General features: G+C 41.3%; 26 protein-coding genes and 1 pseudogene. 9 read left to right on the top strand and 18 right to left on the bottom strand.

Annotated elements, in window-relative coordinates:
• Nucleotides 1-63: 63 nt before the first annotated feature.
• Together ASG02_RS03900 and ASG02_RS03895 are read left to right on the top strand one after the other, a co-directional pair.
• Nucleotides 64-315, top strand: a complete 252-nt coding sequence (locus ASG02_RS03900; RefSeq protein ID WP_052019037.1) for a hypothetical protein — start codon at nt 64-66, stop codon at nt 313-315.
• Between the two features lie 204 nt (nt 316-519).
• Complete coding sequence (locus ASG02_RS03895; RefSeq protein ID WP_056061000.1) at nt 520-906, top strand: hypothetical protein; 387 nt, start codon at nt 520-522, stop codon at nt 904-906.
• Nucleotides 907-1,019: 113 nt separating this feature from the next.
• Here ASG02_RS03895 and sstT read toward each other — a convergent pair whose 3' ends face one another.
• The 6 genes from sstT to ASG02_RS03865 form a co-directional block, all read right to left on the bottom strand.
• Nucleotides 1,020-2,291: a serine/threonine transporter SstT gene (gene sstT, locus ASG02_RS03890; protein WP_035408270.1), complete on the bottom strand. Its 1,272-nt coding sequence runs from the start codon at nt 2,289-2,291 to the stop codon at nt 1,020-1,022.
• 628 nt (nt 2,292-2,919) lie between these two features.
• Nucleotides 2,920-3,603 carry a hypothetical protein gene (locus ASG02_RS03885; protein WP_035408273.1) on the bottom strand — a complete coding sequence of 228 codons (684 nt, stop codon included), beginning with the start codon at nt 3,601-3,603 and terminating at the stop codon, nt 2,920-2,922.
• Nucleotides 3,575-4,219 carry a hypothetical protein gene (locus tag ASG02_RS03880; protein WP_035408276.1) on the bottom strand — a complete coding sequence of 215 codons (645 nt, stop codon included), beginning with the start codon at nt 4,217-4,219 and terminating at the stop codon, nt 3,575-3,577. The genes ASG02_RS03885 and ASG02_RS03880 overlap by 29 nt, the downstream gene beginning before the upstream one ends.
• A 43-nt stretch (nt 4,220-4,262) precedes the next feature.
• The gene (locus tag ASG02_RS03875) at nt 4,263-4,520 is read right to left on the bottom strand and encodes a hypothetical protein (RefSeq protein WP_035408278.1); all 258 of its coding nucleotides are present in this window, start codon (nt 4,518-4,520) and stop codon (nt 4,263-4,265) included.
• 381 nt (nt 4,521-4,901) lie between these two features.
• The gene (locus ASG02_RS03870; protein WP_155960159.1) at nt 4,902-5,816 is read right to left on the bottom strand and encodes a DMT family transporter; all 915 of its coding nucleotides are present in this window, start codon (nt 5,814-5,816) and stop codon (nt 4,902-4,904) included.
• A 31-nt stretch (nt 5,817-5,847) separates the two neighbouring features.
• Nucleotides 5,848-6,981 (bottom strand): NADH-dependent flavin oxidoreductase, encoded by a 1,134-nt coding sequence (locus ASG02_RS03865; protein WP_035408282.1) that lies wholly within the window; start codon nt 6,979-6,981, stop codon nt 5,848-5,850.
• A 148-nt stretch (nt 6,982-7,129) separates the two neighbouring features.
• Here ASG02_RS03865 and ASG02_RS03860 point away from each other — a divergent pair, with 148 nt between their 5' ends.
• From ASG02_RS03860 to ASG02_RS03850, 3 genes are all read left to right on the top strand, one after another.
• Nucleotides 7,130-8,005, top strand: a complete 876-nt coding sequence (locus ASG02_RS03860) for a LysR family transcriptional regulator (RefSeq protein ID WP_056060996.1) — start codon at nt 7,130-7,132, stop codon at nt 8,003-8,005.
• 403 nt (nt 8,006-8,408) lie between these two features.
• Nucleotides 8,409-8,633 carry a type II toxin-antitoxin system RelB family antitoxin gene (gene relB, locus ASG02_RS03855; protein WP_026829710.1) on the top strand — a complete coding sequence of 75 codons (225 nt, stop codon included), beginning with the start codon at nt 8,409-8,411 and terminating at the stop codon, nt 8,631-8,633.
• Nucleotides 8,630-8,899 carry a type II toxin-antitoxin system RelE/ParE family toxin gene (locus ASG02_RS03850; RefSeq protein ID WP_035408288.1) on the top strand — a complete coding sequence of 90 codons (270 nt, stop codon included), beginning with the start codon at nt 8,630-8,632 and terminating at the stop codon, nt 8,897-8,899. Before relB ends, ASG02_RS03850 begins: the two co-directional genes overlap by 4 nt.
• A gap of 418 nt (nt 8,900-9,317) precedes the next feature.
• Here ASG02_RS03850 and fabF read toward each other — a convergent pair whose 3' ends face one another.
• Nucleotides 9,318-10,556, bottom strand: a complete 1,239-nt coding sequence (gene fabF, locus ASG02_RS03845) for a beta-ketoacyl-ACP synthase II (protein ID WP_056060993.1) — start codon at nt 10,554-10,556, stop codon at nt 9,318-9,320.
• Nucleotides 10,557-10,674: 118 nt separating this feature from the next.
• On the opposite strand from fabF, the gene ASG02_RS03840 reads away from it, so the two are divergent.
• The 3 genes and pseudogenes from ASG02_RS03840 to ASG02_RS15560 all read left to right on the top strand — a co-directional run.
• On the top strand, nt 10,675-11,514 hold the full coding sequence (locus ASG02_RS03840; RefSeq protein WP_035408292.1) for a helix-turn-helix transcriptional regulator: 840 nt from the start codon (nt 10,675-10,677) through the stop codon (nt 11,512-11,514).
• A gap of 283 nt (nt 11,515-11,797) precedes the next feature.
• Nucleotides 11,798-12,841, top strand: a complete 1,044-nt coding sequence (locus ASG02_RS03835) for a Fic family protein (RefSeq protein ID WP_056060990.1) — start codon at nt 11,798-11,800, stop codon at nt 12,839-12,841.
• A 154-nt stretch (nt 12,842-12,995) separates the two neighbouring features.
• Nucleotides 12,996-13,154: pseudogene (locus ASG02_RS15560) on the top strand (ATP-binding protein); the annotation flags it as partial.
• A 234-nt stretch (nt 13,155-13,388) separates the two neighbouring features.
• Here the strand turns inward: ASG02_RS15560 and ASG02_RS03830 are convergent.
• From ASG02_RS03830 to ASG02_RS03810, 5 genes are all read right to left on the bottom strand, one after another.
• Nucleotides 13,389-14,624 (bottom strand): MFS transporter, encoded by a 1,236-nt coding sequence (locus ASG02_RS03830; protein WP_056060987.1) that lies wholly within the window; start codon nt 14,622-14,624, stop codon nt 13,389-13,391.
• Nucleotides 14,625-15,404: 780 nt separating this feature from the next.
• Complete coding sequence (locus ASG02_RS03825; protein WP_052169496.1) at nt 15,405-15,782, bottom strand: GtrA family protein; 378 nt, start codon at nt 15,780-15,782, stop codon at nt 15,405-15,407.
• On the bottom strand, nt 15,779-16,735 hold the full coding sequence (locus ASG02_RS03820) for a glycosyltransferase family 2 protein (protein WP_069201459.1): 957 nt from the start codon (nt 16,733-16,735) through the stop codon (nt 15,779-15,781). Before ASG02_RS03820 ends, ASG02_RS03825 begins: the two co-directional genes overlap by 4 nt.
• Nucleotides 16,736-16,759: 24 nt before the next feature.
• Entirely contained in the window at nt 16,760-18,430 is a 1,671-nt protein-coding gene (locus tag ASG02_RS03815) for a DUF6044 family protein (RefSeq protein WP_235513998.1), read from the bottom strand.
• Between the two features lie 862 nt (nt 18,431-19,292).
• Entirely contained in the window at nt 19,293-19,478 is a 186-nt protein-coding gene (locus ASG02_RS03810; protein ID WP_035408297.1) for a hypothetical protein, read from the bottom strand.
• 46 nt (nt 19,479-19,524) lie between these two features.
• Between ASG02_RS03810 and ASG02_RS15765 the strand changes: the two genes are divergently transcribed.
• Complete coding sequence (locus ASG02_RS15765) at nt 19,525-19,701, top strand: methyl-accepting chemotaxis protein (RefSeq protein ID WP_082478654.1); 177 nt, start codon at nt 19,525-19,527, stop codon at nt 19,699-19,701.
• Between the two features lie 152 nt (nt 19,702-19,853).
• Here the strand turns inward: ASG02_RS15765 and ASG02_RS03805 are convergent, their stop codons facing one another.
• From ASG02_RS03805 to ASG02_RS03785, 6 genes are read right to left on the bottom strand one after another with little or no spacing between them, the layout of a single operon-like run.
• Nucleotides 19,854-20,798 (bottom strand): family 43 glycosylhydrolase, encoded by a 945-nt coding sequence (locus ASG02_RS03805; protein ID WP_035408298.1) that lies wholly within the window; start codon nt 20,796-20,798, stop codon nt 19,854-19,856.
• Complete coding sequence (locus ASG02_RS03800; protein ID WP_056060981.1) at nt 20,795-21,742, bottom strand: family 43 glycosylhydrolase; 948 nt, start codon at nt 21,740-21,742, stop codon at nt 20,795-20,797. The genes ASG02_RS03805 and ASG02_RS03800 overlap by 4 nt, the downstream gene beginning before the upstream one ends.
• Complete coding sequence (locus tag ASG02_RS03795) at nt 21,739-22,908, bottom strand: sn-glycerol-1-phosphate dehydrogenase (protein ID WP_056060978.1); 1,170 nt, start codon at nt 22,906-22,908, stop codon at nt 21,739-21,741. Before ASG02_RS03795 ends, ASG02_RS03800 begins: the two co-directional genes overlap by 4 nt.
• Entirely contained in the window at nt 22,905-23,903 is a 999-nt protein-coding gene (locus tag ASG02_RS03790) for an aldose epimerase family protein (protein WP_056060975.1), read from the bottom strand. The genes ASG02_RS03795 and ASG02_RS03790 overlap by 4 nt, the downstream gene beginning before the upstream one ends.
• Before the next feature lie 17 nt (nt 23,904-23,920).
• Entirely contained in the window at nt 23,921-24,160 is a 240-nt protein-coding gene (locus ASG02_RS15655; RefSeq protein WP_162236128.1) for a DUF6171 family protein, read from the bottom strand.
• A 1-nt stretch (nt 24,161) separates the two neighbouring features.
• Complete coding sequence (locus tag ASG02_RS03785) at nt 24,162-25,688, bottom strand: alpha-N-arabinofuranosidase (protein ID WP_056060972.1); 1,527 nt, start codon at nt 25,686-25,688, stop codon at nt 24,162-24,164.
• Between the last annotated feature and the right edge of the window lie 32 nt (nt 25,689-25,720).

Genomic DNA, 25,720 nt, shown 5'->3' with positions numbered 1-25,720 from the left:
CCTTGAACAACATACTATTTCTTCCATATACTAACATTAACTACAGTAGAGGAGGACATAAAGATGTCGATTCGTTGGAAGGAAGAGATGCTTCAGTTCGAGACATTCCGTGAAGCCGAAGTTTGGGCGGAGTCGATCACGAATGAGATCCATGGTCGTTCAATCACTGGTTATTGCACCCCTGACTTTAAAGTCGCATCGATTCTTGCTTTTTATTTAGCGGAAAATCTAGACTATCGTGTACGTTCGGCAACGGTCCACCTCGATCAAGAGATCTATTATCAAGTCTGGGTAGAGATAATTGATTCACTCTGACTTCAAGAATTGTTCCAAGACGATTTCCTGAAACGCGCGTGTCACGGGTGAGCCCCACTTCGACTGTTTTGTGAGCAGATGGGCATACATCGGACAGGATTTAAAACGAATGGAACAACAGAAACCTGTGACCTGTTTTGCCGATAGTCCGTTGTTAAATGGTCGACATGGAGTAACATACAAAAACGGGAAAGAGGTTATGTCATGAAAAGAATCGTTTTGTTATGCGCTCTCTCAATTATAACTGTATGGCCGTTAGCTGCTTGTAGTAATGAAGTGAAAATGCAATATACAAGTGAAAAACCGACAGCACTAGACGTATTAGGAGAAGATTCTACTGCTGACATTTTTCAACTAAATGATACGATCTACAAATCAGATGTAAAATGGGCAGAGAAAACAGAAGTCACTAAGAGTAAAAAAGTCGGAGAAATCAAGAAAATGAGTTCTGATCAATACGATTTTGATAATGGAACTGCTACGAAGCTCTCAAAGGGTACCGTCATATACTCTACGAAAGAAAGGAATGAAATTCTTTTGGTGAGTTTTAAAGGGAAATTAAAAAAATACGTTGCTTTAGGAGAAGGTTAAATGGATTACAACTTGTAGAAACCCCTTATTTCAATCACGAAACGAGGGTTGTCTATAAGAAAAGGCATCCTCAACTGGGATGCCTTTTCTTATTAAGATAATAGCGAATCTGATCAGCCGTTAACGACTTTTTCTGCTACTTCCTCATTCATCGATTGACGATTAATCGAGAGGTGTTCGCCTTCTTTCAACCGTTTTCGATATTCAGCTGTCGCAGTGAACAAGACATCTGTCGACGAGTTTAATGCTGTCTCAAATGAATCTTGCAACACACCGATGACAAATCCGACAGCAACGACTTGCATCGCAACGTCATTCGGAATCCCGAATAAGCTACACGCGAGTGGAATCAAGAGAAGCGATCCACCAGCAACACCAGAGGCACCACACGCACAGACGGCAGCGAGGACACTTAAAATGATGGCTGTTGGAAGATCAACTTGAATACCGAGTGTGTTTACCGCAGCAAGCGTCAAGACGGAAATCGTGATTGCAGCCCCTGCCATGTTAATTGTTGCACCAAGCGGAATCGAGATGCCGTACGTCTCTTTATCAAGTCCAAGCTTTTTCGATAGTTCCATGTTGACCGGAATGTTCGCAGCCGAACTACGAGTAAAGAATGCCGTGATGCCGCTTTCGCGTAAACATTTGAAAACGAGCGGATACGGATTTTGACGGACGTTGATATAGACGATCAATGGATTAACGATCAGTGCAACGACAAGCATCGTCCCGATCAGTAACCCTAGCAGGCTCACATAGTCAAGAAGTGACGAGAGACCGTTCTCCGTAATCGAACCGATGACAAGCCCCATGATACCGAGCGGAGCAAGCTTAATGATCCATCCAACCATTTTCGCAAGTGCATCTGAGAAGTTCGAGATGAACGTTTTTGTAGAATCCGACGCATTTTTAAGCGCTAATCCTAAGATGATCGCCCACGTCAGAATGCCGATGTAGTTCGCTTGGACTAATGCATTGACGGGGTTATCGACCATGTTCAAGACAAGCGTCTTCAGGACTTCGATGGCATTCCCAGGAGCTGTCAGCTTTTCTGTGCTCTCTGTCAATGTTATCGAAACCGGGAACAAGAAACTAACGATGACCGCAATCGCACCCGCTAAAAAAGTACCGAGCAGGTATAAGAAGATGATTGATTTCATGTTCGTTTGCTGTCCCTTTTTATGTTGCACAATCGAAGCCATGACTAGGAAAAAGACCAAAATCGGCGCGACTGCCTTTAGTGAGGAGACAAATAATGTTCCAAAGATGGTCAATGAACTCGCTACTTCAGGAATCGTGACAGCTAAAATAATACCAATAACTAAGCCGATCGCGATTTGTTTCACTAAACTGATTTGGTTCCACATCTTCAACAATTTCATACATTCCCCTCCAGGCTTTCAAAAAATAAGATATTTAGAATTCGAAAAATGATGACTTCTCTCTCTCATTCCAAAACGATGAATGATCTGGTCGCTCACTTTTCAAAAAATTCTCTCAGTTTATTGTTTTCTATTTTTACATAAATCCTAAGAAATAAAAACTAGTTTTTTGCAAGAAATATAATTCCTTTTCCTGGATGTTAAATAAGAATACGAATGCAATCGATTGCATAATTACAAAAAAAGTAGGAAACGGATCATACTGTCTCCTACTTCATTATGTTAACTAAATCTTTATGTATGAGTGCTAACTGACCTTCCTTTACTACTTAAGAGACCATTATTTTTTTGCATTTGGCAATCAAAAGAACAACAAGTAATAAAATCTTAAGAATCAAAAATATCTCCACAAAGGAATAAACACCAAATGTGTTTCGCGCTTGCGTAATGATGATTGACGAGTGCACCAATCGCCCAGACAAGTAAAATCAGTTCTAAAGTATATTGATCATTTGGTATGACATCCATATGTTTCTTACAATAGACTGACTAAAATGATTTAAGTGATGCCTATATTTTACAGCATCAAAAAGTCTTCCAGTCTTCCGAAAGTTAAGTGAATACGTTTTTAAAGATCTAAGTCATCCGGATAGTCCTTCATTTTCCTAACTCGAACACTTTTCTCCTGACCGATGTGATCGGTTTCTTCCAAACGATATTGGACGACGAGAAAAACCAACACGACTGCTGATATCACACAAATCGTCGCATAATACGGTTGAGCAAATCGTTCCAACTCAATCGCAGATAACACCTGTAAAATCGTCAATCCAGCTAACATCCCGTGGAAATATCTCTGGTAGTTGCGCGGCATTCCGGCTTGTCCAAACGTCTCATACCAGACGAATAAGCCGAGTCCAAACGCGAGTCCGTTTAGGATCGGTGAAGGCAGGAGAAACAGGAGGATTCCGAGACCAAGCATCCACCAGGCATAACGAATAGCTGGCTTAAAGAAAGCAGGATCGAGCGTCGGTTCTTCTTCCTCGATGACAGGCGTTGCTTTTTCCTCTTCGGTCAAAAGTCTAAAACCAAGTGCTTCTTTCTCTTCTGCTAACTCGAGCATCCGCTTTTTCATTCCGAAATAGAACGGAAAACGTTCTTTGACAACCTCCCCTTCATCCGTTTGACCATCCGCTTGTTCTTGTACGGATACTTGATACAGCGTGCGCCCCATCCAGTAACTGACCCAGTAATCGGTCGTTTGACCATTGTCGCGTTTGAGTTCAATCACCTTCGTTTGTTGATTCGTCATGATATGTGATTCCTTTCGTCGCAAGTTCCTGTAATTGTTCTGACGCATACAACAGGAGAATGAACCCTGAGATGAGACAGACCATTCCGTTAATTGAGAGATTGATCGGTGATAAATAGTTTTTCGATGAGCCGGCTAATGCGAACATGAAAAGTGCTCCTGACCATCGATACATGCGAACATGCGCGGATTTCCCTTCGAGATGCATCGGCCAGAAAAGCATCAGAACGACGAGTGTTATGTATCCCGGAATCGGTAAGATATCGGTCAGCGTCAGTAATCCACTCAATAGGACGAGTAAAGCGCTTAAAATGCGCAACTTTATGATCCGTCGATCTGAACGAAAATCCATCACTTCAGACAGAGCAAAAGGTGATCGCATGTATCCATCGTCTAATTTTTCACGTACCCATGCTTTTTTCTGACGATACGCGCGCAAGGGACTTTTGAAGACGATCCGCTTCGTTGCGGACTCCTCATTCGTTTCCATCATGTCCTCGCTATCAATCGCCTGCTCTTTTCGAGCAACCCCTTCCCGGCAGAATAAAGTACGCCCTTCTTGGTGAAAGACGATGTGATACACATGATCGTCGACTTGTTTCAGTAATTGAATCATGATTTGAGCTCCCTTTATCTTGCTTTCTAACTTCTTTTAGGTCTCACCAAGCTGCACTGACGGCGTATAAAATGAACAGACCACCTAAGACACAAACGTAACCGTAATGTCTGACGGTCAACGAACAAAATAGGATAACACCAATCGACAAAATAATACTGAGTACGAATGAATCCACCGTGTCGACGCTATCTCCGTGTCCTGCTAAAGGCGTTTTCAACGCATGCTTCGACCGAATGAAATAGATGCCTAACGTTAATAAAAAGAATCCGATACTATGGCCAAGGAAAGCTAATACCATAGATGTTCCCTCCGGCAAATGTATTTGTTTTGTTTAGTAAGTCATTATGTTTTCATAAAAGTTATTATACGACTAATATATACGATATTTTCCTTTATTAAGTTTCAATCACTAACTTTTCTATTAAATGGATAATTTATTTTTGGTTTCATATGTATCTTTTTGCCTAAAATAATAAATTAGTCAGATGACTACCATATAAAATTGAAAACTATTCTTTAGTGATAAGATGAAGGATTTTGTTTCAACATGACGTCAAGTTTGTAGAAATAAACAAAAAATCTATTCCTAATTTTATGGAATAGATTTTCTGCATACATTCATAGGTCTCTTAGGATTATTTAAATCAAAAAGAAAGAATGGTTCTTAAAAGAATATAGATTACTGCCTTCTTACTTTTCCTGTTCGAGTAATATAGTTCTCTTCAGTGATACTAGCAATATGACTGCTTGCTTTAAGCGAATAAAACAATCCGATGAAGATACACAATATACCGAATAGCTGTAGCCACCTTAGATACACATTTCCGAAAAAAACGTCTAATAAAATAGCGACTGTAGGGTCGACAAAAACCATAGAAGAGACAACTGTTGTTGGTAAATGACGTATGCTATTGAAAAACAGAAAATAAACTATACCTGTATGAATAACTCCGGTTACAGTGACGTACATCCACTGAGAAGTATCAATTGCTTGATAGTTATTAAAATGAATGAATGGAAGTAACACAATCAGACCGATCACCATTTGAATAAAAGTGGTCGCATATACACTAGTTTTTGTAATACTCTTTCCTAGCAGCATTGTTGCTGCATAGAAACATGCTGCGATGATGCTGTACACGATACCCCTCCAGCTTTCTGAAGCAAACCGCACACCATCGGTACCTATAATACTCAATGTTCCAATAAAACAAACTAACATAGATACATACATGAGTTTCGTCTTTTTTTCTTTAAAGAAAAGGCTACCCATCACAAGAACAATAATAGGAGCTAGATGATATAAGGTTATGGCAATTGTAATGGACGTTCTCTCAAATGCTTTAAAAAGAAACACCCAATTACAAACATTCGTAATACCACAACAAGCAATGTATATGAGTTCTTTCCTATTCCACTTTTCCCTTTTAAAGCGTCCAGATACGATCCATGCCATTATAAGAAATACAGCAGCACAAATACATCGAACCCACACTAATTCAATTGCCGGAAGACCTGTAAAAGTTGAAAAAAAGCCAATTGATCCAAAGATAGTCATAGCTATACTTAGTTGAAACAAAGCATTCTTGTTCACGTCTATTTCCCCTTTTTGCTTACACATTTATTCATCTTTGTGCAGGCAATCCATCACGAGAAAGGATATTTTTCCACATTTCGTCCGGAATGGAGAGCATTTGTTGATCATCGCGTGACAAGGTCGTACGAATTTCTTCCTCTCTTCCTGCTATTAGTTTTCGAACCCAATCTGGTTCCATTAATAACTCTCTTCCTAATCCGAATAATGGAATTCCTTGTTCTAATACGTTCAAGGCATCATCTGGTGTGTGTATAGAACCGAGTGACAGAAAACTTGTTCGATCCGCAATCACATCCCGAAAAATCTCTGATCTTGTTTTTGTTTGATTTGAACCACTTCGAGGCATGGACCAAACGTTTTTGACTGAAAGATGTAGGTACGATAAGCCTTGATTAGACAATTGATCTACCAAGGCGATTGTTTCCTCCATGTTCAAACCATTCTTTTCTGGTTCTTCTGGTGAGAAGCGATAACCAATAATAAAATTATTGTTCGCATATTGATCTCGGACTCGTTTTACTTCTTCAATAACAGCTAATGGAAAGGACATCCGTTTTTCTAGTGTTCCTCCCCACATATCTGTTCGAAGATTTGAATATCTTGAAAAAAATTGTTGAATCAGATATCCGTTGGCTCCATGAATTTCCACACCATCAAACCCTACACGTATAGCTATCTCCGTTGCTCGTCCAAAATCCTGAATAGTAGATAGAATTTCTTCGTGTTCTAACGTACGTGGAACGTAATCATCACTTGAATCCTTGTAAAGGCTCGCCACGATACCACTCGGGCTAACCATTCGCCTTTCACTTATGTATCCGATTAGACTCTCGCTGCCTCCATGATGAAGCTGAAGGATTGCTTTTGCTCCCTTTTCTTTTATTTTATTAGCCAACTGCGTAAGACCTGGTATATTGTGTTCTCCATATGCTTTCATTTGACGAGGAAAACTAGTCCCGAGTGATGAAATGGTTGCAGCCGCGGTAATAAACATAGCTGGTCCTTGTGCTCTTCTGCTATAGTAATCCAACTCTCCGGAAGAGACGCTTCCATCTATATTTCCTGAATAGGTGGTCATCGGTGCAACAACGACTCGATTCGCCAAAGTTACTCCATTCGACAAGGTATAAGGTGAAAGGATTTTTTCATACTTCTGATTCATCAATACATCCACTCTCCAATTCTTTTATTTTTTGATTCAATCTGTCTGTTTTTAGTGTATTTGTAAAAATAAAATAAGTAAAATGAATGTTTTTCATTCTAATCATTTGTATCTCTCATGTATAATACAGAAAAGGATGTGAAGTACATTGAATTTATTTCAATTAGAAGTGCTTTTAAACGTAGTGGAAAGTGGTAGTTTTACGAAAGCAGGTCAAAAGATTGGACTGACACAATCTGGAGTAAGTCATAACATTACAACACTGGAATCTGAACTAGGAGTAACACTTTTGAATCGAGGACGAGGTGGTACATCGTTAACTACTGCAGGGGAATATATTATTCCACACATACGCAATATTGTGACAAACATGGCTCATATAGAGCAAAAAGTTTCTTCTTTGCAAGGATTAGAATTGGGAAAGATTGCTGTCGGGAGTTTCCCAAGTTTTACAGCTGCCTTTATACCGATTTTGTTTTCTATATTCAAAGAACGTTTCCAAAATGTTGAATTGGTGTTGTATGAGGGTGGCTATGATGATATTGAAAAGTGGGTGGAAGAAGGTACGGTGGATCTCGGTTTTACAGCATTACCAGTTAAAGGTTTTGAGAGTATGGCACTGACGCAAGATCCTTTATCTGTTGTCGTATATGATGGACACCCTTTTATAGAAAAAGATGTTGTTACGATAGCTGATTTCGAAGAAGAATCATTCATCATGTTACGATCTGGATGTGAAGTCCTTATCGAGGAGGAATGTCGTAAAGCTGGTCTTTCATTACGTACCTCATATAATAGTAAGGAGAATGAAACTGTACTGTCTATGGTGAAAGGAAAATTGGGTATTAGTATTATGCCAAACCTGGCAGTTCCTAAACGAGAGACTCATGTTCATCTATTACCCTTACATCCTCCTGTGGTTAGACATCTCGGATTAATTGTCAAGTCATCAGACAAAATGACGCCTCTTTCCAAAGAATTTGTCAAGATCGTGAAAGCACATTTCGATAGTCATGAAATCTAATTGTTGATATTAGGATAGTGCGTACAGATACATTCACTTACGGATAGCACAGATTCAGGAACAAGCGTTTTGTCCATGTACTCCTTTCGAAGAGTTGGTAAGATAAGATAACATTCTGCAGATAGGTAGCACACGATTCGCCTCCTTATCACGCAGTGAGTATATATAATGGATTTATAAAAGATCATCTCCTTCCCAAAAATGGTCAAAATAAAAATGAATGAGTATGTTTACTTCAATTTGACCATGATTTAATCCACTTTTTTAATCTAATCGTACTCATCCACGATATTTACAAGTCGAATTTTAGCACTTCAAAGAATCTTTATTTAGGATTATCGCCCAATCCTATGTACTAAAACCTTAATATGTATTACAATGTATTACAAAGGAGCTGATAATCATGAGTACCATTTCCGTACGTCTGGATGATCAGGATACACGACTTATCAAGGAATATGCGAAGGCAAAGAACATCACGATTTCTACACTCGTTCGCGATGCCGTCCTCGACCGTATCGAAGACGAAATCGATTTGCAACTCTATCATGATTCTATGGCAGCACACCGTAAAAAATCAGAAGCGATATCTTTCGACGACATGATGAAGGAACTTGATTTAGAATGACAGCTTATAATGTAGAATTCGAGCGCGGGGCTCAAAAATCTCTCAAGAAGATGGACCCACAACAAGCGCGGATCATCATGTCCTGGATCAAGAAGAACCTTGTCGGGACGGATGATCCGCGTCGTCATGGGAAAGGACTCGTCTCGAATCGCTCTGGCGAATGGCGGTATCGCATCGGCGACTATCGTCTGATTGCTGACATCCAGGATGAGAAAGTCGTGATATTGATTCTTGAGATTGGACATCGTCGGGATATCTATAAATAAAGCATCCAAAACTCATATCTTAGGAAGTACATGATAATCAATCAAAAGCCTTCTCTTTTTTAACGATATGATGAAAAAGCTAGAATTAGAATGACAACATATACAGTTATTTTTTTAGGTGTGGATTCAAAACTCCCTTCAGAGGGTGGATTACTAAAATAAAGATCATGATGTCCTAGTTAAGGCAAACTCTGACTAGAACTGATGATTCGCGTTTTATGTAAAATAGATAGAACGTGTCATGAATCGTTGGATGAATGACGACACAGCAATAGTGAAGGTTTCCGAATCACTAACATTTAATAAGAATTGGATACACAAAAAAGATTGTATACATTTCCACGTCGAAATGTATACAATCCATTTTCAGCGAGTACTTACTCATTGAGTTCTCTTGTCCGAACTCAAACTCTGATGCTTAATCCATATATTTTTTCAAGACGATGGCGGCGTTATGACCACCGAATCCGAAAGAATTGGATAGTCCGTACTGCATCTCCAGCGAACGAGCCCCTCCTGCTACATAATCCAGGTCACACGTTGGATCATCGACTTCAAGATTAATCGTCGGTGGAATGATTCCTTCCTGTAAACATTTCGCAAGCGCGATCGCTTCCGCTCCACCGGCAGCACCGAGCATGTGACCTAGCATTGATTTGTTCGCCGTCACCGGTAGTATGTTCGCATGTTCTGCAAACAATTTTTTAATCGCACGTGTCTCGGACTGATCGCCGACGATCGTACTCGTCGCATGGGCACTGATCACATCGATGTCATTCGTCTCAATCCCTGCCTGTTGAACGGCCCGCTTCATAGCGAGGTATGCTCCCTGACCTTCTGGATGAGTCGCTACTATATGATAGGCATCGGAACTTGCTCCGTATCCGACGACTTCCGCATAGATGGACGCACCTCGTTGCTTTGCGTGCGATAACGATTCTAGTATCAAGATGCCTGCTCCCTCCGACATCACGAAACCATCGCGTGTCGCGTCAAAAGGACGACTCGCTTTAGAGGGTGATTCGTTTCTTGTAGACAATGCCGTCGCATTACCGAAGCTTGCTATAGACAATTCAGTGATACCCGCTTCTGTTCCACCAGCGAATGCAGCATCAGCCTCTCCCATTCGAATGAGTCGATATGCTTCACCAATAGCCGTGTTTCCGATTGCACAAGCGGATACAGGTGACATGGAAGGTCCCATCGCTTGCCACTTGATGCTAATTTGAGCGGCTGCTGCGTTAGACATCATGGATGGTACGAGACTTGGACTGACCCTTCTCGGACCTTTTTGGTGTAAAGCATGAACACCGTCAATTAACGTTTCAATCCCTCCTACACCTGAACCCACATATACAGCAAGTCTTTCCCGATCCAGATCAGATTCTCCTAGCTTAGAATCGTTCCAGGCTTGGTCAGCAGCCGCTAATGCGAACTGAACGAAGCGATCCAGGTTACGAGAGGCTTTTTTACCAATCGCCTTTTCCGCATCAAAGTTTTTTACACTCCCTGCAATCTTTACTTTGAAATCAGTCGTATCAAACGTATCGATTTCCGTGATGCCTGAATTTCCAGCAATCATATTATTCCAAAAGGACTCCACATCGTTTCCGATTGGTGAGACGACACCCATTCCTGTAATCACTACACGCTCCATTTTTCTTCACTCCTTGTAATAGTATGAGATAATCATACGTGTCATATATCCTATTACAAGTGTTCATTTATCCTATTATAATTGATACTTGGATGGAGAGAAATCAGGAGGAACGTATATGGACGACTCGAATCGATTAGAAGCTCTATCCTATTTTTTGAAGACGAAAAGAGCACAGCTCAAACCGGAATCAGTGGGGCTACCACCTGGATCAAGAAGGAGAACGCCTGGCTTGAGAAGAGAGGAAGTTGCTCAATTAGCAGGAGTCAGTACGACATGGTACACCTGGTTAGAACAAGGAAGAGATATTAAGGTATCTAGAAGCGTCTTAGACTGTATCGCCCAGGCGTTATGTCTGAACAGGGATGAACACGAATATTTGAACGATTTAGCATTAGGGACGCAGGTCGTCAGTATGAAAATTCAAGCTTCCCCTATGACTATCAGTCCGTCACTCGAAAAAATTCTCTCTGCCTTGACGACGTGTCCGACGATCATTACGGATCGTTACTGCCATATCGTCGGCTGGAATCCTGCAGCGGCCCATGTGTTCGTAGATTTTGCGACCATTCCAGAATCACAACGTAACCTCATTCGCCTCTTGTTCTCACAGAAAGAATTTAAAGTACTTGCCGGGAATTGGGAACACTTCGCCAAAGGATTCTTGTCCATTTTCCGTACATACTACGGTCAATACTCTGGTGATGAATGGTATACGTCCTTCATACAGGAGATGAGTAATACGTATCCTGAATTCAAATCACTCTGGATGGAGAGTCAGGTCAGTAAGGCTCCGGAAATCCTGATTGAATTCCGTCATGGAAAAGTTGGCAAGATGCTATTCGACCTGACCTCTCTTCAAGTGCAGGGAGAAGACGACTTGCGATGTAGCATCTATACACCTGTCGAGGAATCCGGTACAGAAGAAAAACTGAAACGATTGATTTTAGTTCGATGAATTCAAATGAAGTGAAAAACTGTTAAAAATATGGAAGCAATCGATGAGACGCTTTCCATGTCAGGATTGTTCCGTTCAAATCAGTCAGGATTGTCCGACTTTCGGATTGACAAGTAATCATGGTCATAAATAAATAAACATAGTCTAAATATGATAATTTGACTATGTTTATATGTGTTTGAAGGACTTTAAATACATTATAATGAGTTTAAACATAGTCAAATAATATAAAAATGAGTATATTTAATCTAAAGTGATCTATTTTGCGAAGGGAGTTCGACGAATGCGCGACTATACATATACCTATCTCAAAGAGCTCGCCCTGCCGATGGAGACCGTCCGCTTGATTGGACGGATCAATGAGTATAAAGGCAAACAGGATCTCTATAAACAGCAAGCGCCTCAAATCCTTAACACCTTACGCGATGTCGCCGTCATCCAGTCGACGAAAGCCTCGAATGCGATCGAAGGAATCATCGTCACGGAAAGTCGTCTTCAGACCATCATGTCAAAGTCAGCCGACCCTGCCGACCGTTCAGAAGCAGAGATTGCTGGTTACCGCGACGTACTTAACCTGATCAACGCTTCAGCCCAGGACATCCCGGTCAATGCGAATATTCTGTTGCAACTCCACAAGGAACTCTATAAGTTCGTCCCCGTCGAAGGTGGGCGGTGGAAGAACGTCGATAACGAGATTAGTGAGACGTTCCCGGATGGCACGCGCCGGACTCGCTTCATCCCCGTCCCTGCGTTCGAGACACCGGCAGCGATGCAGGCGTTATGCGACAGCCTACGAGAGCGTCGGCAACAAGAGGACGTCGACCCGCTCATCCTGACGAGCTTGTTCGTCCTCGATTTCCTATCCATTCATCCGTTCAATGACGGGAATGGTCGAATGGTACGATTGTTGACCCTCTTGCTGCTCTATCAGTATGGCTTCGAAGTCGGACGCTACATCAGTCTTGAGAAGATCGTCGAATCGCGGAAGGAAGATTATTATGAGTCACTCCGTCTCTCTTCCGTGCGTTGGCACCAAAACCAACAAGATCCGTTTCCATGGATCAACTACTTGCTGAGCACGATTCTTGCTGCTTATAAGGAGCTTGAAGATCGCGTCGGATTGGTCACGACGGGTAGTCAGAACAAGAACAATCGGATTCGTCGTTTCGTTGAAGGACGAATCACACCGTTCACGAAAGCAGACGTAAGGAAGGCTTGTCCCGACATCAGTGAGGCGACAATCAATCGCGTATTGCGTGACTTACGTGACGAGGGGATCATTGCCCCATCCGGTCTTGGTCGGAGTGCGAAATGGACGAAACAATAACACTACATGGTATCAAGAACATCCGTGAAGAATAAATAACTTATCATGCGAGAAGATTCCAATACCAATTCACTTACACGTATGTAACCGCTAGAATTTAGTTGACGGTTTTTGCTCGATGATGCTTTACACTTTTGCTCAATTTATTTAGAACTCTAGTAAAAGTCCGGATCAATGGGGCGAACTAATTGGTGATCAAGGAATCACAACTGCAATATTAGACCGTCTCTTACATCGTGTCGAAGTGATTCATAGCGATGACGACAGTCATCGCATGAGAAATCGTAAGAATTTATTTTCAACAGAAGTGTAAATATCAATAGAAGTGTAAATATCAATCGAGCAGAAAACGTCAATTTCTACTTGACGTCGACAACTCATTGTCGCGAAATGTTGAAATCATCTCATTCATGCTGATTTAAGATATTTTAGATAGCATTTATCTGATATTAATTATCTATAGTAATTATTATTTTCGTGAAATCATTCTAAAGCCTAAATTAATATTTTATTTGTAATCGTACACTTTGTATTATCAACCTGATTGTCAAGTGGGAGAATACAGTCTAAATAATTGCAGATATAAACAAGCTCCAATGATAGCAAAAAGGAGAATGATAGTGAAGATACCAAGCGGGGCGATCCATCCTGATGCGTAGATAGCGAGAGGTGCTAGCGTCTTACCAAGTGTGTTTTGAAGACTATCAGCAGCTAGATACTGACCTCTTGCCTCCTCTGGAGCATAATGACCGATGAAACTCTGCGTGACTGGTGTACGCATGATCTCACCTAACGTGAAGATGAGCGTACAACCAAACAAAAACCAGATGTTGTTATTCCATCCGACTAAAAATGTACCTCCTCCTGCAAGTAAGGTCGAAACGACGAAGAGACGTCTTTCTGACCAATTTTTAAGTCGATTCGTTACGGGAAGGATCAAGATGACAAACAAAAGACCATTAAAGCTTACCAGATAGCCAAAAATGGATTGGCTCGTGAGCTGAAAAGAATCCAGCAAGTGCGGTACGAGAGGTTGTTTAGGCACATTCTCTATCACGTAAACTGGTAAGTAGAGATCGAGTTGCATCACTGGGAAGAGTGAACAGGTTCCCGCAATTACGTATAGCAGAAAAATACGATCTTTGAGAATAAGTCGATAGCCAGACCACTTAGACTGAAACGCATATTTAAGTGGGGTCGTTACATCTTTTTGCTTGGATCGGACAGGTAAGGTTTCACTAACAATAAAATAAATCGTTATGAAGTAAAGAAAGAGAACTATTGCACAGGTCCACAATAACAGTTGACGATGTTGAAAAAAGAAGACTGCTCCAATGATTGGTCCTAAAACGGCACCAATATTGTTCACGGTCATAAATGTCGCATACACTTGTCGCAATTCATCTTTTGGAACTGTGTCCGCTATCATCGCTGAACTAGCAGGACGATAAAATGCTGCGCCTATATTAATTCCGATAAAGGCAACATAATTAATCCAAGGAGAAGAAGAGACAGCAAATAGAATAAACATGGTCATTTGCAAAAATGTTCCGATCAGCATCACAGGACGTCTCCCTAACGTATCCGCAAAGCTTCCTCCGGTTAAACTTCCGACAATACTTATTAAGGGGGGCAGTGCCATTATTAATCCAGTAGTCTGTAACCCTAGTCCTTTACCAAAATAGACAGTTAGAAAAGGAAAGTACATCCAAAATAGCAGATTGAAAAGACCTTCTCCTATCAGTCTGACTTTCACATTAGGATTCCATGTAGTTTTGTTCATAATAACTCCTCTCATAGTTAACGAATAGCGTCTTCTTTTCGTAGCTTTACTATAGAGAAGATAGTTATCAAGATATAGACTTATATTTTGATATGGATTATACTAATATTATGAAAATTAAGTAAGGACACTTTTATTTAAATTGTCACGTAAAACGAACGTATGTTTGTTTTGAAACGAAGTGACATATCTTTCTATCTTACTTTTTTCTATCTCTTAAGAATTTTAGAATTACCGACGATATAATTGTTCGATAAGAAGCAGTTCCTGTCTTTACATGACAGGAACTGCTTCTTATCGTTTAAGTTCATAGACTTTTACTTTATCGAGAAGGAGTAATAACGGACCAACTAAAAAATAAAAATTTCTTATTTTTAACAGAATTATTTACTACAAGAAGAAATTGCGATTTATTGATGTCGTTTGTAATAAATTTAAGTCTGTAAATTAGATTTCACGGATACTTTACTTTCATTCTTCTTTTGGGATTCGTTCATCAACGATCATTTAATGTGGTGGACTGAAGGGAGTCGATGAATAAGGAATAGGCATGGTCGATTACATGAGAAATAGCATATCCACCCATATAACTATGTGATGCATACGTTGAATGCGTCATCTTATCAAATTGTAAATGACTTTCCTCACTCTAATCTGAGTGGTTGATTTCTATAATTTGAAAATTCATTTGTCAGTCTTTTGATTTGCTACTGTGCTTTTGCAAGTGCAATTGAGAGGATAAAAAAAACAAGCTACCTCTATAGATAGCTTGTTTTATCATCATGATTTGCGAAATACCCAATAAGACTGACCTAGATAATTTAACCCCGTATAGATAATCATCCCGATCAGAATCGCTCCAGTCTCTTGTAGATTTGGCAATACGTAATGCACTCCCCATAAACTAAGACGATAAGCGATGAGATAGCTAATCGAAACGACGATCAAAAAACGTATCCAATAGGGCCATCCTCCAGCCTCTTGACGAAAGGTGAAGCGACGATTTAGCATATAGCTGACCCAAACACCACATGCATTCCCGATCGCCGTCGCTCCCCAATAACCAGTATGCAAGACATGAAAACAAATCAGTGTTAGTGTCAGACCAACCAGCGTATTAAGAACTCCTACTAATAAGAAACGAAGAAAGGTCATCATTCTCGTTTTTTCTCGACGACATAACGAGGACGTCGTTTGACTTCCTGATAGATTTTACCGATGTATTCTCCTATCAGTCCAATACCTAGTAATTGAAGTCCGCCGATGAACCAGATCGACATCATTAAAGACGTCCACCCATCCATCGCTTCTCCTTCATATCTACGATAAAGAGCATATCCGACAAAACCGATCGAGACGATGAGCATGAATAGTGAGACTAAAAATAACAACTTAATCGGACGAACACTAAACGAGGTCACCCCATCCCATGCGAGTGCCATCATCTTTCGTAATGGATATTTTGATTCGCCTGCTGGACGTGATTGACGTGTATAGGTCACTTCTGCTGTTTGAAAACCAAGCGAAGGTACCATCCCCCGCAAAAAGAGATTGCGTTCCGGATGTGCACAAAGGGTTTCGACAGCTCGTTTGCTCATGAGACGATAGTCTGCATGATTGAAGATGGTCTCTACACCCAACCAGTCGATGAAGCGGTAAAAACCTTGAGCAGTCGACCGTTTAAACCAACTATCGGTCTGACGATCTTCTCTTACCCCATAGACGATATCATTTCCTTTCGCAAATTCACTTAAAAACTGTTCAATCACTTTTACGTCATCCTGAAGGTCCGCATCCATTGACACAACACAATCTGCATTGGTGTGTCCTTCGACAAGACCTGCGAACAAAGCATTTTGATGTCCTACGTTATGTGCTAATTTTAATCCTCTAAACCGACCATCCTGTGCGTGTACATCTTCAATTTGGGACCAGGTATCATCCTGACTTCCATCATCTACGAACAAGACAAAGGAGTCCTCAGAAATGAGGTGTCGTTCTCGCCACTCTGTTAAGAAACGGTGCATCGTATGGACCGTCAAGCGTAATACTTCCGTCTCGTTATAACACGGAATAATTACGCCTAGCGTAGGGATTGTCGTCATCGTCATACCATTACTCCTCCTTAAATGAACTTACTTCGTATTCTCTGTAGTAGCTTGGATACGGTATAACCTAATCTTCCAAGCAGAATGTTGATCTTCAAATGTTTTTTCGTACTGCAATCCAATGGCTGCAGCATTTTTGATTGGTACAGCAGACAAAAGATATGTCGCACCGATTTGCTTCAACTGTGCTGTATTGATAGATAAATGTCGAACCGGTACTTGATGCTCCTTTGTGTACTCGTATTCCTTACCGAGTTCAGATGAAAACACATAGACTCGATTTCCCCACGTATCAAAATAACGTTGTAATAGCTTACTTTTATCCAATTCTCCAGCAATCACCTTTCGGAAAGATGCTTTATAGCGTAATGGATAAAAGTTCACATAACCATCCACGGTTTGCATACCATTGTATTGTGCGATCGCAGGGTGCAATCCGAGAGAAGCGACCTGATAGTCTTTCGTTGGTTGGTTGATAAAGCGTTTAATGTCAGAAAACTGAGAAGTCGCATAAAACGCTTCATAGGATGGATGATGACGATAGAGGAACTCGGGATTCCATGCAAGCAAGACAAGGGTTTGGGCTACGAGCAAACAAGTCACCCATTTTCGTTTGGCAGTTCGCCATAGCCAGTCGAGCATCAAGTAAAACAATGCATACCACAACATCGGTTGAAGGAAGTGGAATCGTGAGAAATTGAAAGTTCTAATGAGAGAGACATGTTGCTTTAACGGATTCCACCCCTCATAAAACCAAAACGCATACCACAGCGATAGTCCAAATAGAAACCACATCAAAGTTCGAATTCGTCTTGCTGCATGATCTTTTTGACGAAATACTAGAAATCCAACAATCAGAAGTGTTAGGAGGATGATGGGCGATTGTACTGCGCGATCATGTGTATGACCAAACACCAAATTCTTAAAAAATAAACGAATACTTGCCCAAAATCCGTTATTCCCTGTTTCGAAGTCATTTCGACTCGTAGGCTCTTCTTCCCACAGCATCGAGAAGACCAGTCGATATTCAATTAATAAGTATAAAAGGACCTGAAGGCCATAGGCGATCCAAAAACGGCTATGAAAACTACGTGCGCGTATCTCCTTCACCATATGGTAAATGGCAAGCGTTGCTAAAAAGAAAACGATTCCTAGCACGAAGCTCGAATAGAACGGAACCACTAACAATACGAATGCACTCGATTTTATTTTCCGTCCATGCCAGATATTCCAATAAGCCCACAATAAGAGTGGCATCCCAAGCGTGCTGAGCATGCCCGATGGCCAGAATGGTGTCCAAGAAAATAGAACTGCTACCCACAGCGCATATGATTTAGGAATAACCCCTTTCGCATGATCACGTAGTAATAAGTACATTCCTAAGAAAGCAAAGATTCGGACCAACGTTTGACTGATCACGTATGCCGTAAATGGTGAGAACCATTGATATAGCCACACGATACCTGTAAACTCACTGACGAAAGCATTTCTCGAGACGACCCCACTTAATAAGTCAGGAACAGTCGCATGAAGACTTGCGTAAATACTATTGGTATCGACCAATGTTTTATACCACGTGATGTTTGAGTCTAGATTATCATGAATACGGACATGTGCATGTTCCCCCAGTAAGACCATCGGTAAAATATAGAGGCAAGCTAGTAGCATCCCTATTAATATGCGAGTTTTTTCTCTCATCATACCTCTCCTTCATCTACTTTAAGATTTAATTCTTTTGTTAGTAGTTTCAAGAAATCAATTGCCTGTTCTTTTCCTCTTATGACTTTCTTTATGGTATATACTCCCTAAGAAACTATTTCCAATGATACCTTATATCACAATAGGATAGGTGACATTTATTAAATTTACTTTTCAGAATTAAAGTTAATTCAATTAATAAATTAGTTAAAAGGTTTTAGTCGTTTAAGTCGATTTCGTATCGGAAAGATAGTGTCGTAACATTATAAAGTTGTTATTAATGGATATTAGAAGAATTAATCAATCTTGACCAGACCTTTTCTTTTTTTTTCTACTTTTCCCTTTCATGAATGACTAACTATAGATTTTTTTAATTCTATCGAGGAACGATACAAAAAAGCATCGTACCATTTCTGTTGAGAAAAGATACGATGCTTTTGGGTTATTAAATTTACTTCATCAGCCTTCGAAGAGGAGAACAAGATTTGGAGACTTTGTTTTTTATATGACGAAGTTACATAGGTACGTGTAAATTTTAAAGATGATTTTGATATCGAACTAGAAAGTAACCTGGATTACGCTATTCTCCTAAAAGCACAAAATAATTAATTACTCAAATGGAGTGCGTTAAAATGCATATTCAAACTATAGATGCTTCAAAAAAGATTTATTATGATGAACTTGGCTGGTTAAGTGCATCTGACTGGTTGCATTGGTTAGATATGCATTTACAGTGTCATTTAAGAAAAAGATAGGCACTACATTACTCCTTATTTACAAACTAATTATTTTTCATGATCGACTACATTTTTTCTCTATAAAAAAGCATCCATATCGGACGCTCTTTTTGTAGATTGAATATTTACTCTTTATTTTGAAAGATTTCTGTGTTCTCAATACGAATCGCATCTACGATACCGCAATCCATACAAAACGAAAATACTTTTTGAGCACTATGAAATGACCCTTTAGATGGCTTTAGTGGAATATAATCTGTTGCCTCTTGAAAATTAGTACTTCCGCATGATGAGCAAATTTTATTTTCCATTTAAAGTACCCCCAATAAATATTGTCTATAAAGTAATTTACATCTAATTCAATCTTTTTTTATCATTCGTGATATTTCTGAACAAACCAATCTACTTGCCTTGAATGTAGCGATCGAACCAGCACGAGCTGCTGAGCAAGAAAAAGGATTTTTCATTGTCGCCTCTGATGTCAAGAATCCCTCTATGCATGTCGCTGAAAACGAAGGTGAAAATCCAGATTGAAGAGTAACGTCTTTTTGCGATAAAGCATCCCTTCTGTAGAGTAAATCTACATAAGAGATGCTTTTTGTGACCTCAAGTTTATTAAACAAAAAATTATCAACTGTACAAGATTAATTACGTTTTCTTATAAAAAAAGTTGATTCTGTTCGCAATCAGATTGGCTTATCAAAGTTTGGTTTTTTATCCATGCCCCACGTAAAGATCTGTGCCCGTGTATGGCGATTCGGATCGTACAGAGGATCACCCTCGATTTCAGTGTAGGTCCGTGCATGATATACAATGACATCTTGTCCCTGTTCATCTACTGTAAAGCTATTGTGCCCTGGTCCATATTGACCAACCTCTTCATTCGTCGCAAATACGGGTGACGATGATTTTTCCCAAGCATCCGGATTCAATAGGTCTGCGTCTTCTGAGGCACTCAACATACCCATGCAATAATTCTCATCCGTTGCACTAGCGGAATACGTAATGAAGATTTGTCCATGACGCTTCAGGACTGCCGGTCCTTCGTTCACCAGAAAACCCTTTGTCTCCCAATCAAGCTCTGGCTTTGTCAACATGACTTGTGGCTTTTGAATGGTCCATGGATTCTTTAAAGTTGCAATATATAAGTTCGAGTTTCCTTCAATGGAAGGATCTTTTTGTGCCCACACTAAGTAATGAACGTCTTGATGTTCGAAGACGGTCGCGTCAAGAGCAAATGAATCCCACTGCGTTTTTATTTGTCCGCGTTCTAACCATTCGCCTTCTAGAGGATTATCCGAACTATTCTCTAAAACGAACATCCGATGATCAAAGAGTCCGTTTACAATCTCGCGTGACTTCGCAGCCGCAAAATAAAGATACCATTTCCCATGAATACGATGTAATTCGGGTGCCCAAATCAGATCACTCATAGGGCCAGTTTTTGGTTTAATCCATGCTGTCACCGCTTCTGCATCCCTTAGTTCATGGAGAGATCTAGCACGACGCAATTCGATTCGATCGTATTCAGGAACAGACGCTGTAAAATAATAATAACCGTCAGAATGCAGATACATCCATGGATCTGCCCGTTGCTCTAAAACAAGATTTCGATCCTCTGTCTGGTTCATCGTGTGACCTCCTCGTTGACCATCCTGTTTTCAAAAACAGGCACATCTCCCTGCCAAGAAAATGGTCGTACATACGTATGACGATTCGGATCCCATAATGGATCCCCTTCGATTTCTCTATAGTTCCGTGCATGATAAACAATCATATCGGTCCCATCTGCGAGTGTCATGAAACTGTTATGACCTGGTCCGTATTCACGGATTGACTCATTCGTCGTAAGAACGGGTTGCGGGTATTTTTCCCAATGAGTAGCATCTAACATATCTTCTTTTTCATTGATACGAAGAAAACCTACACAATAATTATGATCCGTCGCGCTTGCTGAAAACGTGACATATATATAGCCATTTCGCTTTAAGACAGCAGGTCCTTCGTTTACAAGAAAGCCGACTTTTTCCCAAGCATATTCCGGTGTCGCAATCATCGTTTGCGGTCCTGTCAATGTCCAAGGATTCTCCATTTCAGAAATATAGAGATTCGAGTTTCCTTCAATTTTTGGATCTTTCTGAGCCCAGATGTAATATAACCGGTTTTCATGCTCGAACGTTGTCGCATCGAGGGCGAATGATTCTTGCCATGTCTTGATTTGTCCTTTTTCCGTCCATTGACCTTCCAGCGGATTGGCTGAACTATTTTCGAGAACGTACATGCGATGATCAAAAATAGCATCTTCACGTGCCGCCGCGAAATAAAGGTACCATTTCCCTTGAATGTGATGTAATTCTGGTGCCCAAATGTTAGCGCTCATGATTCCGGTCGAGCGCTTCTGCCATACGACTTTCTCTTCTGCTTTAGTCAACTCCCCGATCGTCTGAGCACGACGCAGCGGAATCCCGCTAAAGTCAGGTAAGGACGCCGTAAAGTAGTAATAACCATCTGTATGCCGCATGATCCATGGATCCGCGCGTTGTTCTATGATTGGATTTACGATTGTCTCTGTCATAATGAACGCTCCTCTGTTTCAAAGTGGCTCGTCTGTAAGCTCATCTGTTTTAACAGCGTGTGTCTCTCTCGAAGACGATATGCTTCTCTCTTGCTACTCGCTAGAAGAAGAGACGAAATACCGATTTCCTCTGGCTGAAGAGGCGCTTGTAACGAATTAAAAATGGACTCCAACTTCTGTCTTGTTGGCATTTGAGTGACCCAATCACCTAGCTCCTTTGGTACATCAGGTTGTTCTTGGATCATCGCTCTATAAGTATCGATAAGTTCCATCGTCGCAATCGCTACTTTTGCACCGTGTAAGACGGCTGGACGGTCATGCGTTAAGAAATCCATCTCCCAATAATGAGAGAGGTGGTGTTCTCCACCAGATGCAGGATGTGAATGCCCAAAAATCAACATCGCAATTCCTGATAAGATCAATGAATCCATCAGTTGATCCAAACCTTCCGCTTTTTCTGCATAGATATCTGGTAGAGCTTTTACACAATCGGATAAAGCAATTTCGGTCAATCGAGCAACTACAGGACAAAAGGGTTCTTGTCCATCAAAAGCACCAAAACGCCAATCCAGTAAGGAAGTGTACTTCCCAAGCATATCCCCGACACCTGCTGCTATTAACGCCCGAGGTGCATCACGGATAATGTCACTTGGGATGAATACGGCAATTGGTGAGACGAGCTGATAGGTGATTTTTTTCCCTCTTATAATTAAGGGAGCTCCTTTCGAAGTAAACCCGTCCACCGAAGGAGCGGTCGGAACAGACAGAAATGGGATTTTTGCTTTCGCAGCACAAAACCGCGTCACATCATGAATCGTCCCTGCTCCGAGTGCAATCAACGCATCCACACTATCGTCCAACTCGAGCATTACTTGTACAACTGATAGTTCATCAGCTAAAACGTCCCCTTGCCTGTTCGGCGAGAGCGTGACTATTGATACGTCAATTCCTACTGTCAGTAATGCTTTCTTCAGTGGAGAATAACCGACCATCTGCGTAGTGACATCACCAATGACGAGGAGGTGCCGCCACTCTTTTTGCTGCACAAACTCGACCACTGATTGCCATACTTTTTCAGAGGCACTGATTTGTTCAATCGTAATGGGGTAATGTAGATTTCCACACGAACAAGTAGCAACCTGCTTTTGTATCTGTTCGAGGTTCATCGACTGACTCCTTTCCCAACGCGATATTCCGTTTCCCAACGATACGTCTCTCCTGCTAATAATCGAATGGATGGAAAATTACTGTGATGAACGGCGTCCGGAAGATGTTGCGGCTCAAGACAAACACCATAATATTTTCGAGAGCGTCCCTCACGTAAGATCGTTTCTTCATTCATCTGGTTTCCTGAATAGAGCACAAGAGCTGGTGCAGTCGTAGACAACATCAAGGAACGCTTACTTTCAGGATCGTACAGCGTCGCTTTTCGTTGGTCGTCGAATATAAATGGATGATCATAACCATTGACGAGTTGATTTTGTGGATGGCTTGAAGCTGGACCATCTCCTAGCATTCGTCCTGATCGGAAGTCGAACGGGGTCTGATCGACATCCAATAGGCGTCCTGTGGGAATCAAATCATCTCGCAGCTCAGCAAATTGATTAGCCGGTAACGTCAATTCATGTCCTAAAATATCACGACTTCCACCACTTAGATTAAAGTACGTATGATTTGTCATATCGCATACCGTATCCGTGTCACTGATTGCCTCATACGTAATTTTGACACCGTCAGCTAACAATTCAAACGATGCTTTGACATCGAGTGTACCCATATAGCCATTTTCACCATCAGGACTTACATACCGAAGAATGAGATGAGTATTGGATACGTCTTCCATTTTCCAGAATTGACAGTGGAGACCGTCTCCTCCGTGAAGATGATGCTTCCCTTCGTTTTGAGGCAGATGGTACGTTGCACCATCCATATCGAATGTCCCGTCCTCGATTCGACCAGCAACACGTCCGACAGTCGCTCCCAAGTAATACGTGTCTATCTTGTATTCTTCAACCGTATCGTAAGACAAAATGAGATTTTTCCATCCCTCATCTTGAATCGAAAACTCTTGCAGGGTTGCTCCATATGTCAAAATGCGTAAACGACACATATCGTTCTCGAGCGTAAACGCCGTTTGATCTACTACTTCTTGTCGCTCCATCTCAAGTCGCTCCTTTTTCACCAAACCTTCATCGGACAATGCTTTGTTGCAAGGCGTGCCCGGTAAGAGACATAGCACCCGCACTTCAAACAGGTATCGTCCTGATAAAACGGACAGACTGCACATTGACGAAGACGTTCCTGATACTCAGCGTCCGTGACTTGTGGCATGACTTCCGCGTCGATGGTTAATAACCAATCAGTGTCTACTTTTGTCGGTGGACAAGTACGACACCGTCTTGTCTCGACGACTTTCATCTTAGCGAACCGCCACTGTGATGACGCTCATCGCTGGAACATCCATGATGAGCTTTCCGTCTTCTGTCACCTGGACCTCATGATCACGCGGCGCAACCACATCTGGTTGTTCAAACGTGTTATGGGCATTGAGATGATCTGCTGTTAAAATACGTGCCGTTACGTTAGAAATCGTCCCCATTCCCCGCAAATCAATTTCTACTTTGTCGCTGTTTTCATGATCAAGCTGGCAGAGGCTAATGTGCAATACACCATCAGCATCGCGAGAAGCTGTCGCGTTTACAGAAGGAATCGATTCTTCTTTAGCTACATAGTCACGCGTGATGGCTGCTAGCTCGACTCGTTCAGCATCTTGGTGAACGCGATACATCTCAAAGACATGGTACGTTGGCGTAAGAATGAACTGGTCACCCTCCGTTAAGATCATTGCTTGAAGCACATTGACCATTTGTGCGATGTTCGCCATGTGAACGCGGTCATTATGCTTATGGAAGATATTGAAGTGAATCGCTGCGACAAGTGCATCTCGGATTGAGTTTTGTTGATACAAGAAGCCTGGATTTGTTCCAGGTTCAACGTCGAACCACGTTCCCCATTCATCAACAATGAGACCGACCCGCTTTTCTGGATCATACTGGTCCATGATTTGCCCATGCTTTGTGATCAGTTCATCCATGTAATAAGCACGTTTTAGGGTGATGAACCATTCATCTTCCGTAAAATCTAACGCTGATCCCTTACCTAACCAAAAATCGCCCGGAATCGTATAATAGTGCAGACTAAGACCATCCATCATCGTACCCGCTTCACGCATGAGAACTTCAGTCCATTTGTAATCATCAATGTTTGCACCACCAGCAATCTTATAGAGTTGATTGCCATCATAATTGCGGACATATGTCTGATAGCGACGATATAGATCGGCGTAATACTCCGGACGCATATTCCCACCGCAACCCCAGTTCTCGTTACCAACACCGAAATACGTAAGCGACCACGGCTCTGTACGGCCATTCTCCTGACGCCAGTTCGCCATCGGTGATTCTCCATTGAACGTCATATATTCGACCCATTCAGACATTTCTTGGACGGTCCCACTTCCGACGTTTCCACAAATATAAGGCTCACACTCTAGTAATTCACAAAGGCGCATAAATTCATGGGTTCCGAAATGATTGTTTTCGACGACGCCACCCCAATGTGTATTGACCATCCGCTTTCGGTTTTCATTTGGTCCAATACCATCTTTCCAATGATACTCGTCTGCAAAGCATCCACCCGGCCATCGTAAAACCGGAATGTTCAATTTCTTCAATGCTGTCAATACATCGTTCCGAATGCCATCTGTATTCGGTATGGATGATTCTGGACCAACCCAAAGCCCTTCATAAATACAACGTCCAAGGTGTTCCGCAAAGTGCCCATAGATATGCTTACTGATTTTACCTTTTGGTAAATCCACATTGACGATTATTTGTGTTGCAGCTTCTTTTGTATTTAGTGTTGATGTGACGAGTTGGTTATTCATAGTATCTCCTCCAAGAAAAGGGACCTAGGAAG

This window comes from Exiguobacterium sp. Leaf196 (assembly GCF_001423965.1).
Lineage (GTDB): Bacteria > Bacillota > Bacilli > Exiguobacteriales > Exiguobacteriaceae > Exiguobacterium_A.
This window is presented reverse-complemented; position numbering and strand designations above follow the sequence as displayed.

Excerpts from the sequence above, each read along its gene's own strand:
- ASG02_RS03800 (WP_056060981.1), bottom strand. The coding sequence starts at position 21,742 with ATGACAGAGACAATCGTAAATCCAATCATAGAACAACGCGCGGATCCA.
- ASG02_RS03820 (WP_069201459.1), bottom strand. The coding sequence starts at position 16,735 with ATGACGATGACGACAATCCCTACGCTAGGCGTAATTATTCCGTGTTAT.
- ASG02_RS15655 (WP_162236128.1), bottom strand. The coding sequence starts at position 24,160 with ATGAAAGTCGTCGAGACAAGACGGTGTCGTACTTGTCCACCGACAAAA.
- ASG02_RS03880 (WP_035408276.1), bottom strand. The coding sequence starts at position 4,219 with ATGATTCAATTACTGAAACAAGTCGACGATCATGTGTATCACATCGTC.
- ASG02_RS03795 (WP_056060978.1), bottom strand. The coding sequence starts at position 22,908 with ATGAACCTCGAACAGATACAAAAGCAGGTTGCTACTTGTTCGTGTGGA.
- relB (WP_026829710.1), top strand. The coding sequence starts at position 8,409 with ATGAGTACCATTTCCGTACGTCTGGATGATCAGGATACACGACTTATC.
- ASG02_RS03815 (WP_235513998.1), bottom strand. The coding sequence starts at position 18,430 with ATGAGAGAAAAAACTCGCATATTAATAGGGATGCTACTAGCTTGCCTC.
- ASG02_RS03850 (WP_035408288.1), top strand. The coding sequence starts at position 8,630 with ATGACAGCTTATAATGTAGAATTCGAGCGCGGGGCTCAAAAATCTCTC.
- sstT (WP_035408270.1), bottom strand. The coding sequence starts at position 2,291 with ATGAAATTGTTGAAGATGTGGAACCAAATCAGTTTAGTGAAACAAATC.
- ASG02_RS03835 (WP_056060990.1), top strand. The coding sequence starts at position 11,798 with ATGCGCGACTATACATATACCTATCTCAAAGAGCTCGCCCTGCCGATG.
- ASG02_RS03790 (WP_056060975.1), bottom strand. The coding sequence starts at position 23,903 with ATGGAGCGACAAGAAGTAGTAGATCAAACGGCGTTTACGCTCGAGAAC.
- ASG02_RS03810 (WP_035408297.1), bottom strand. The coding sequence starts at position 19,478 with ATGGAAAATAAAATTTGCTCATCATGCGGAAGTACTAATTTTCAAGAG.
- ASG02_RS03840 (WP_035408292.1), top strand. The coding sequence starts at position 10,675 with ATGGACGACTCGAATCGATTAGAAGCTCTATCCTATTTTTTGAAGACG.
- ASG02_RS03830 (WP_056060987.1), bottom strand. The coding sequence starts at position 14,624 with ATGAACAAAACTACATGGAATCCTAATGTGAAAGTCAGACTGATAGGA.
- ASG02_RS03785 (WP_056060972.1), bottom strand. The coding sequence starts at position 25,688 with ATGAATAACCAACTCGTCACATCAACACTAAATACAAAAGAAGCTGCA.
- ASG02_RS03895 (WP_056061000.1), top strand. The coding sequence starts at position 520 with ATGAAAAGAATCGTTTTGTTATGCGCTCTCTCAATTATAACTGTATGG.
- ASG02_RS03875 (WP_035408278.1), bottom strand. The coding sequence starts at position 4,520 with ATGGTATTAGCTTTCCTTGGCCATAGTATCGGATTCTTTTTATTAACG.
- ASG02_RS03900 (WP_052019037.1), top strand. The coding sequence starts at position 64 with ATGTCGATTCGTTGGAAGGAAGAGATGCTTCAGTTCGAGACATTCCGT.
- ASG02_RS03825 (WP_052169496.1), bottom strand. The coding sequence starts at position 15,782 with ATGATGACCTTTCTTCGTTTCTTATTAGTAGGAGTTCTTAATACGCTG.
- ASG02_RS03865 (WP_035408282.1), bottom strand. The coding sequence starts at position 6,981 with ATGAATCAGAAGTATGAAAAAATCCTTTCACCTTATACCTTGTCGAAT.
- fabF (WP_056060993.1), bottom strand. The coding sequence starts at position 10,556 with ATGGAGCGTGTAGTGATTACAGGAATGGGTGTCGTCTCACCAATCGGA.
- ASG02_RS03885 (WP_035408273.1), bottom strand. The coding sequence starts at position 3,603 with ATGACGAATCAACAAACGAAGGTGATTGAACTCAAACGCGACAATGGT.
- ASG02_RS03805 (WP_035408298.1), bottom strand. The coding sequence starts at position 20,798 with ATGAACCAGACAGAGGATCGAAATCTTGTTTTAGAGCAACGGGCAGAT.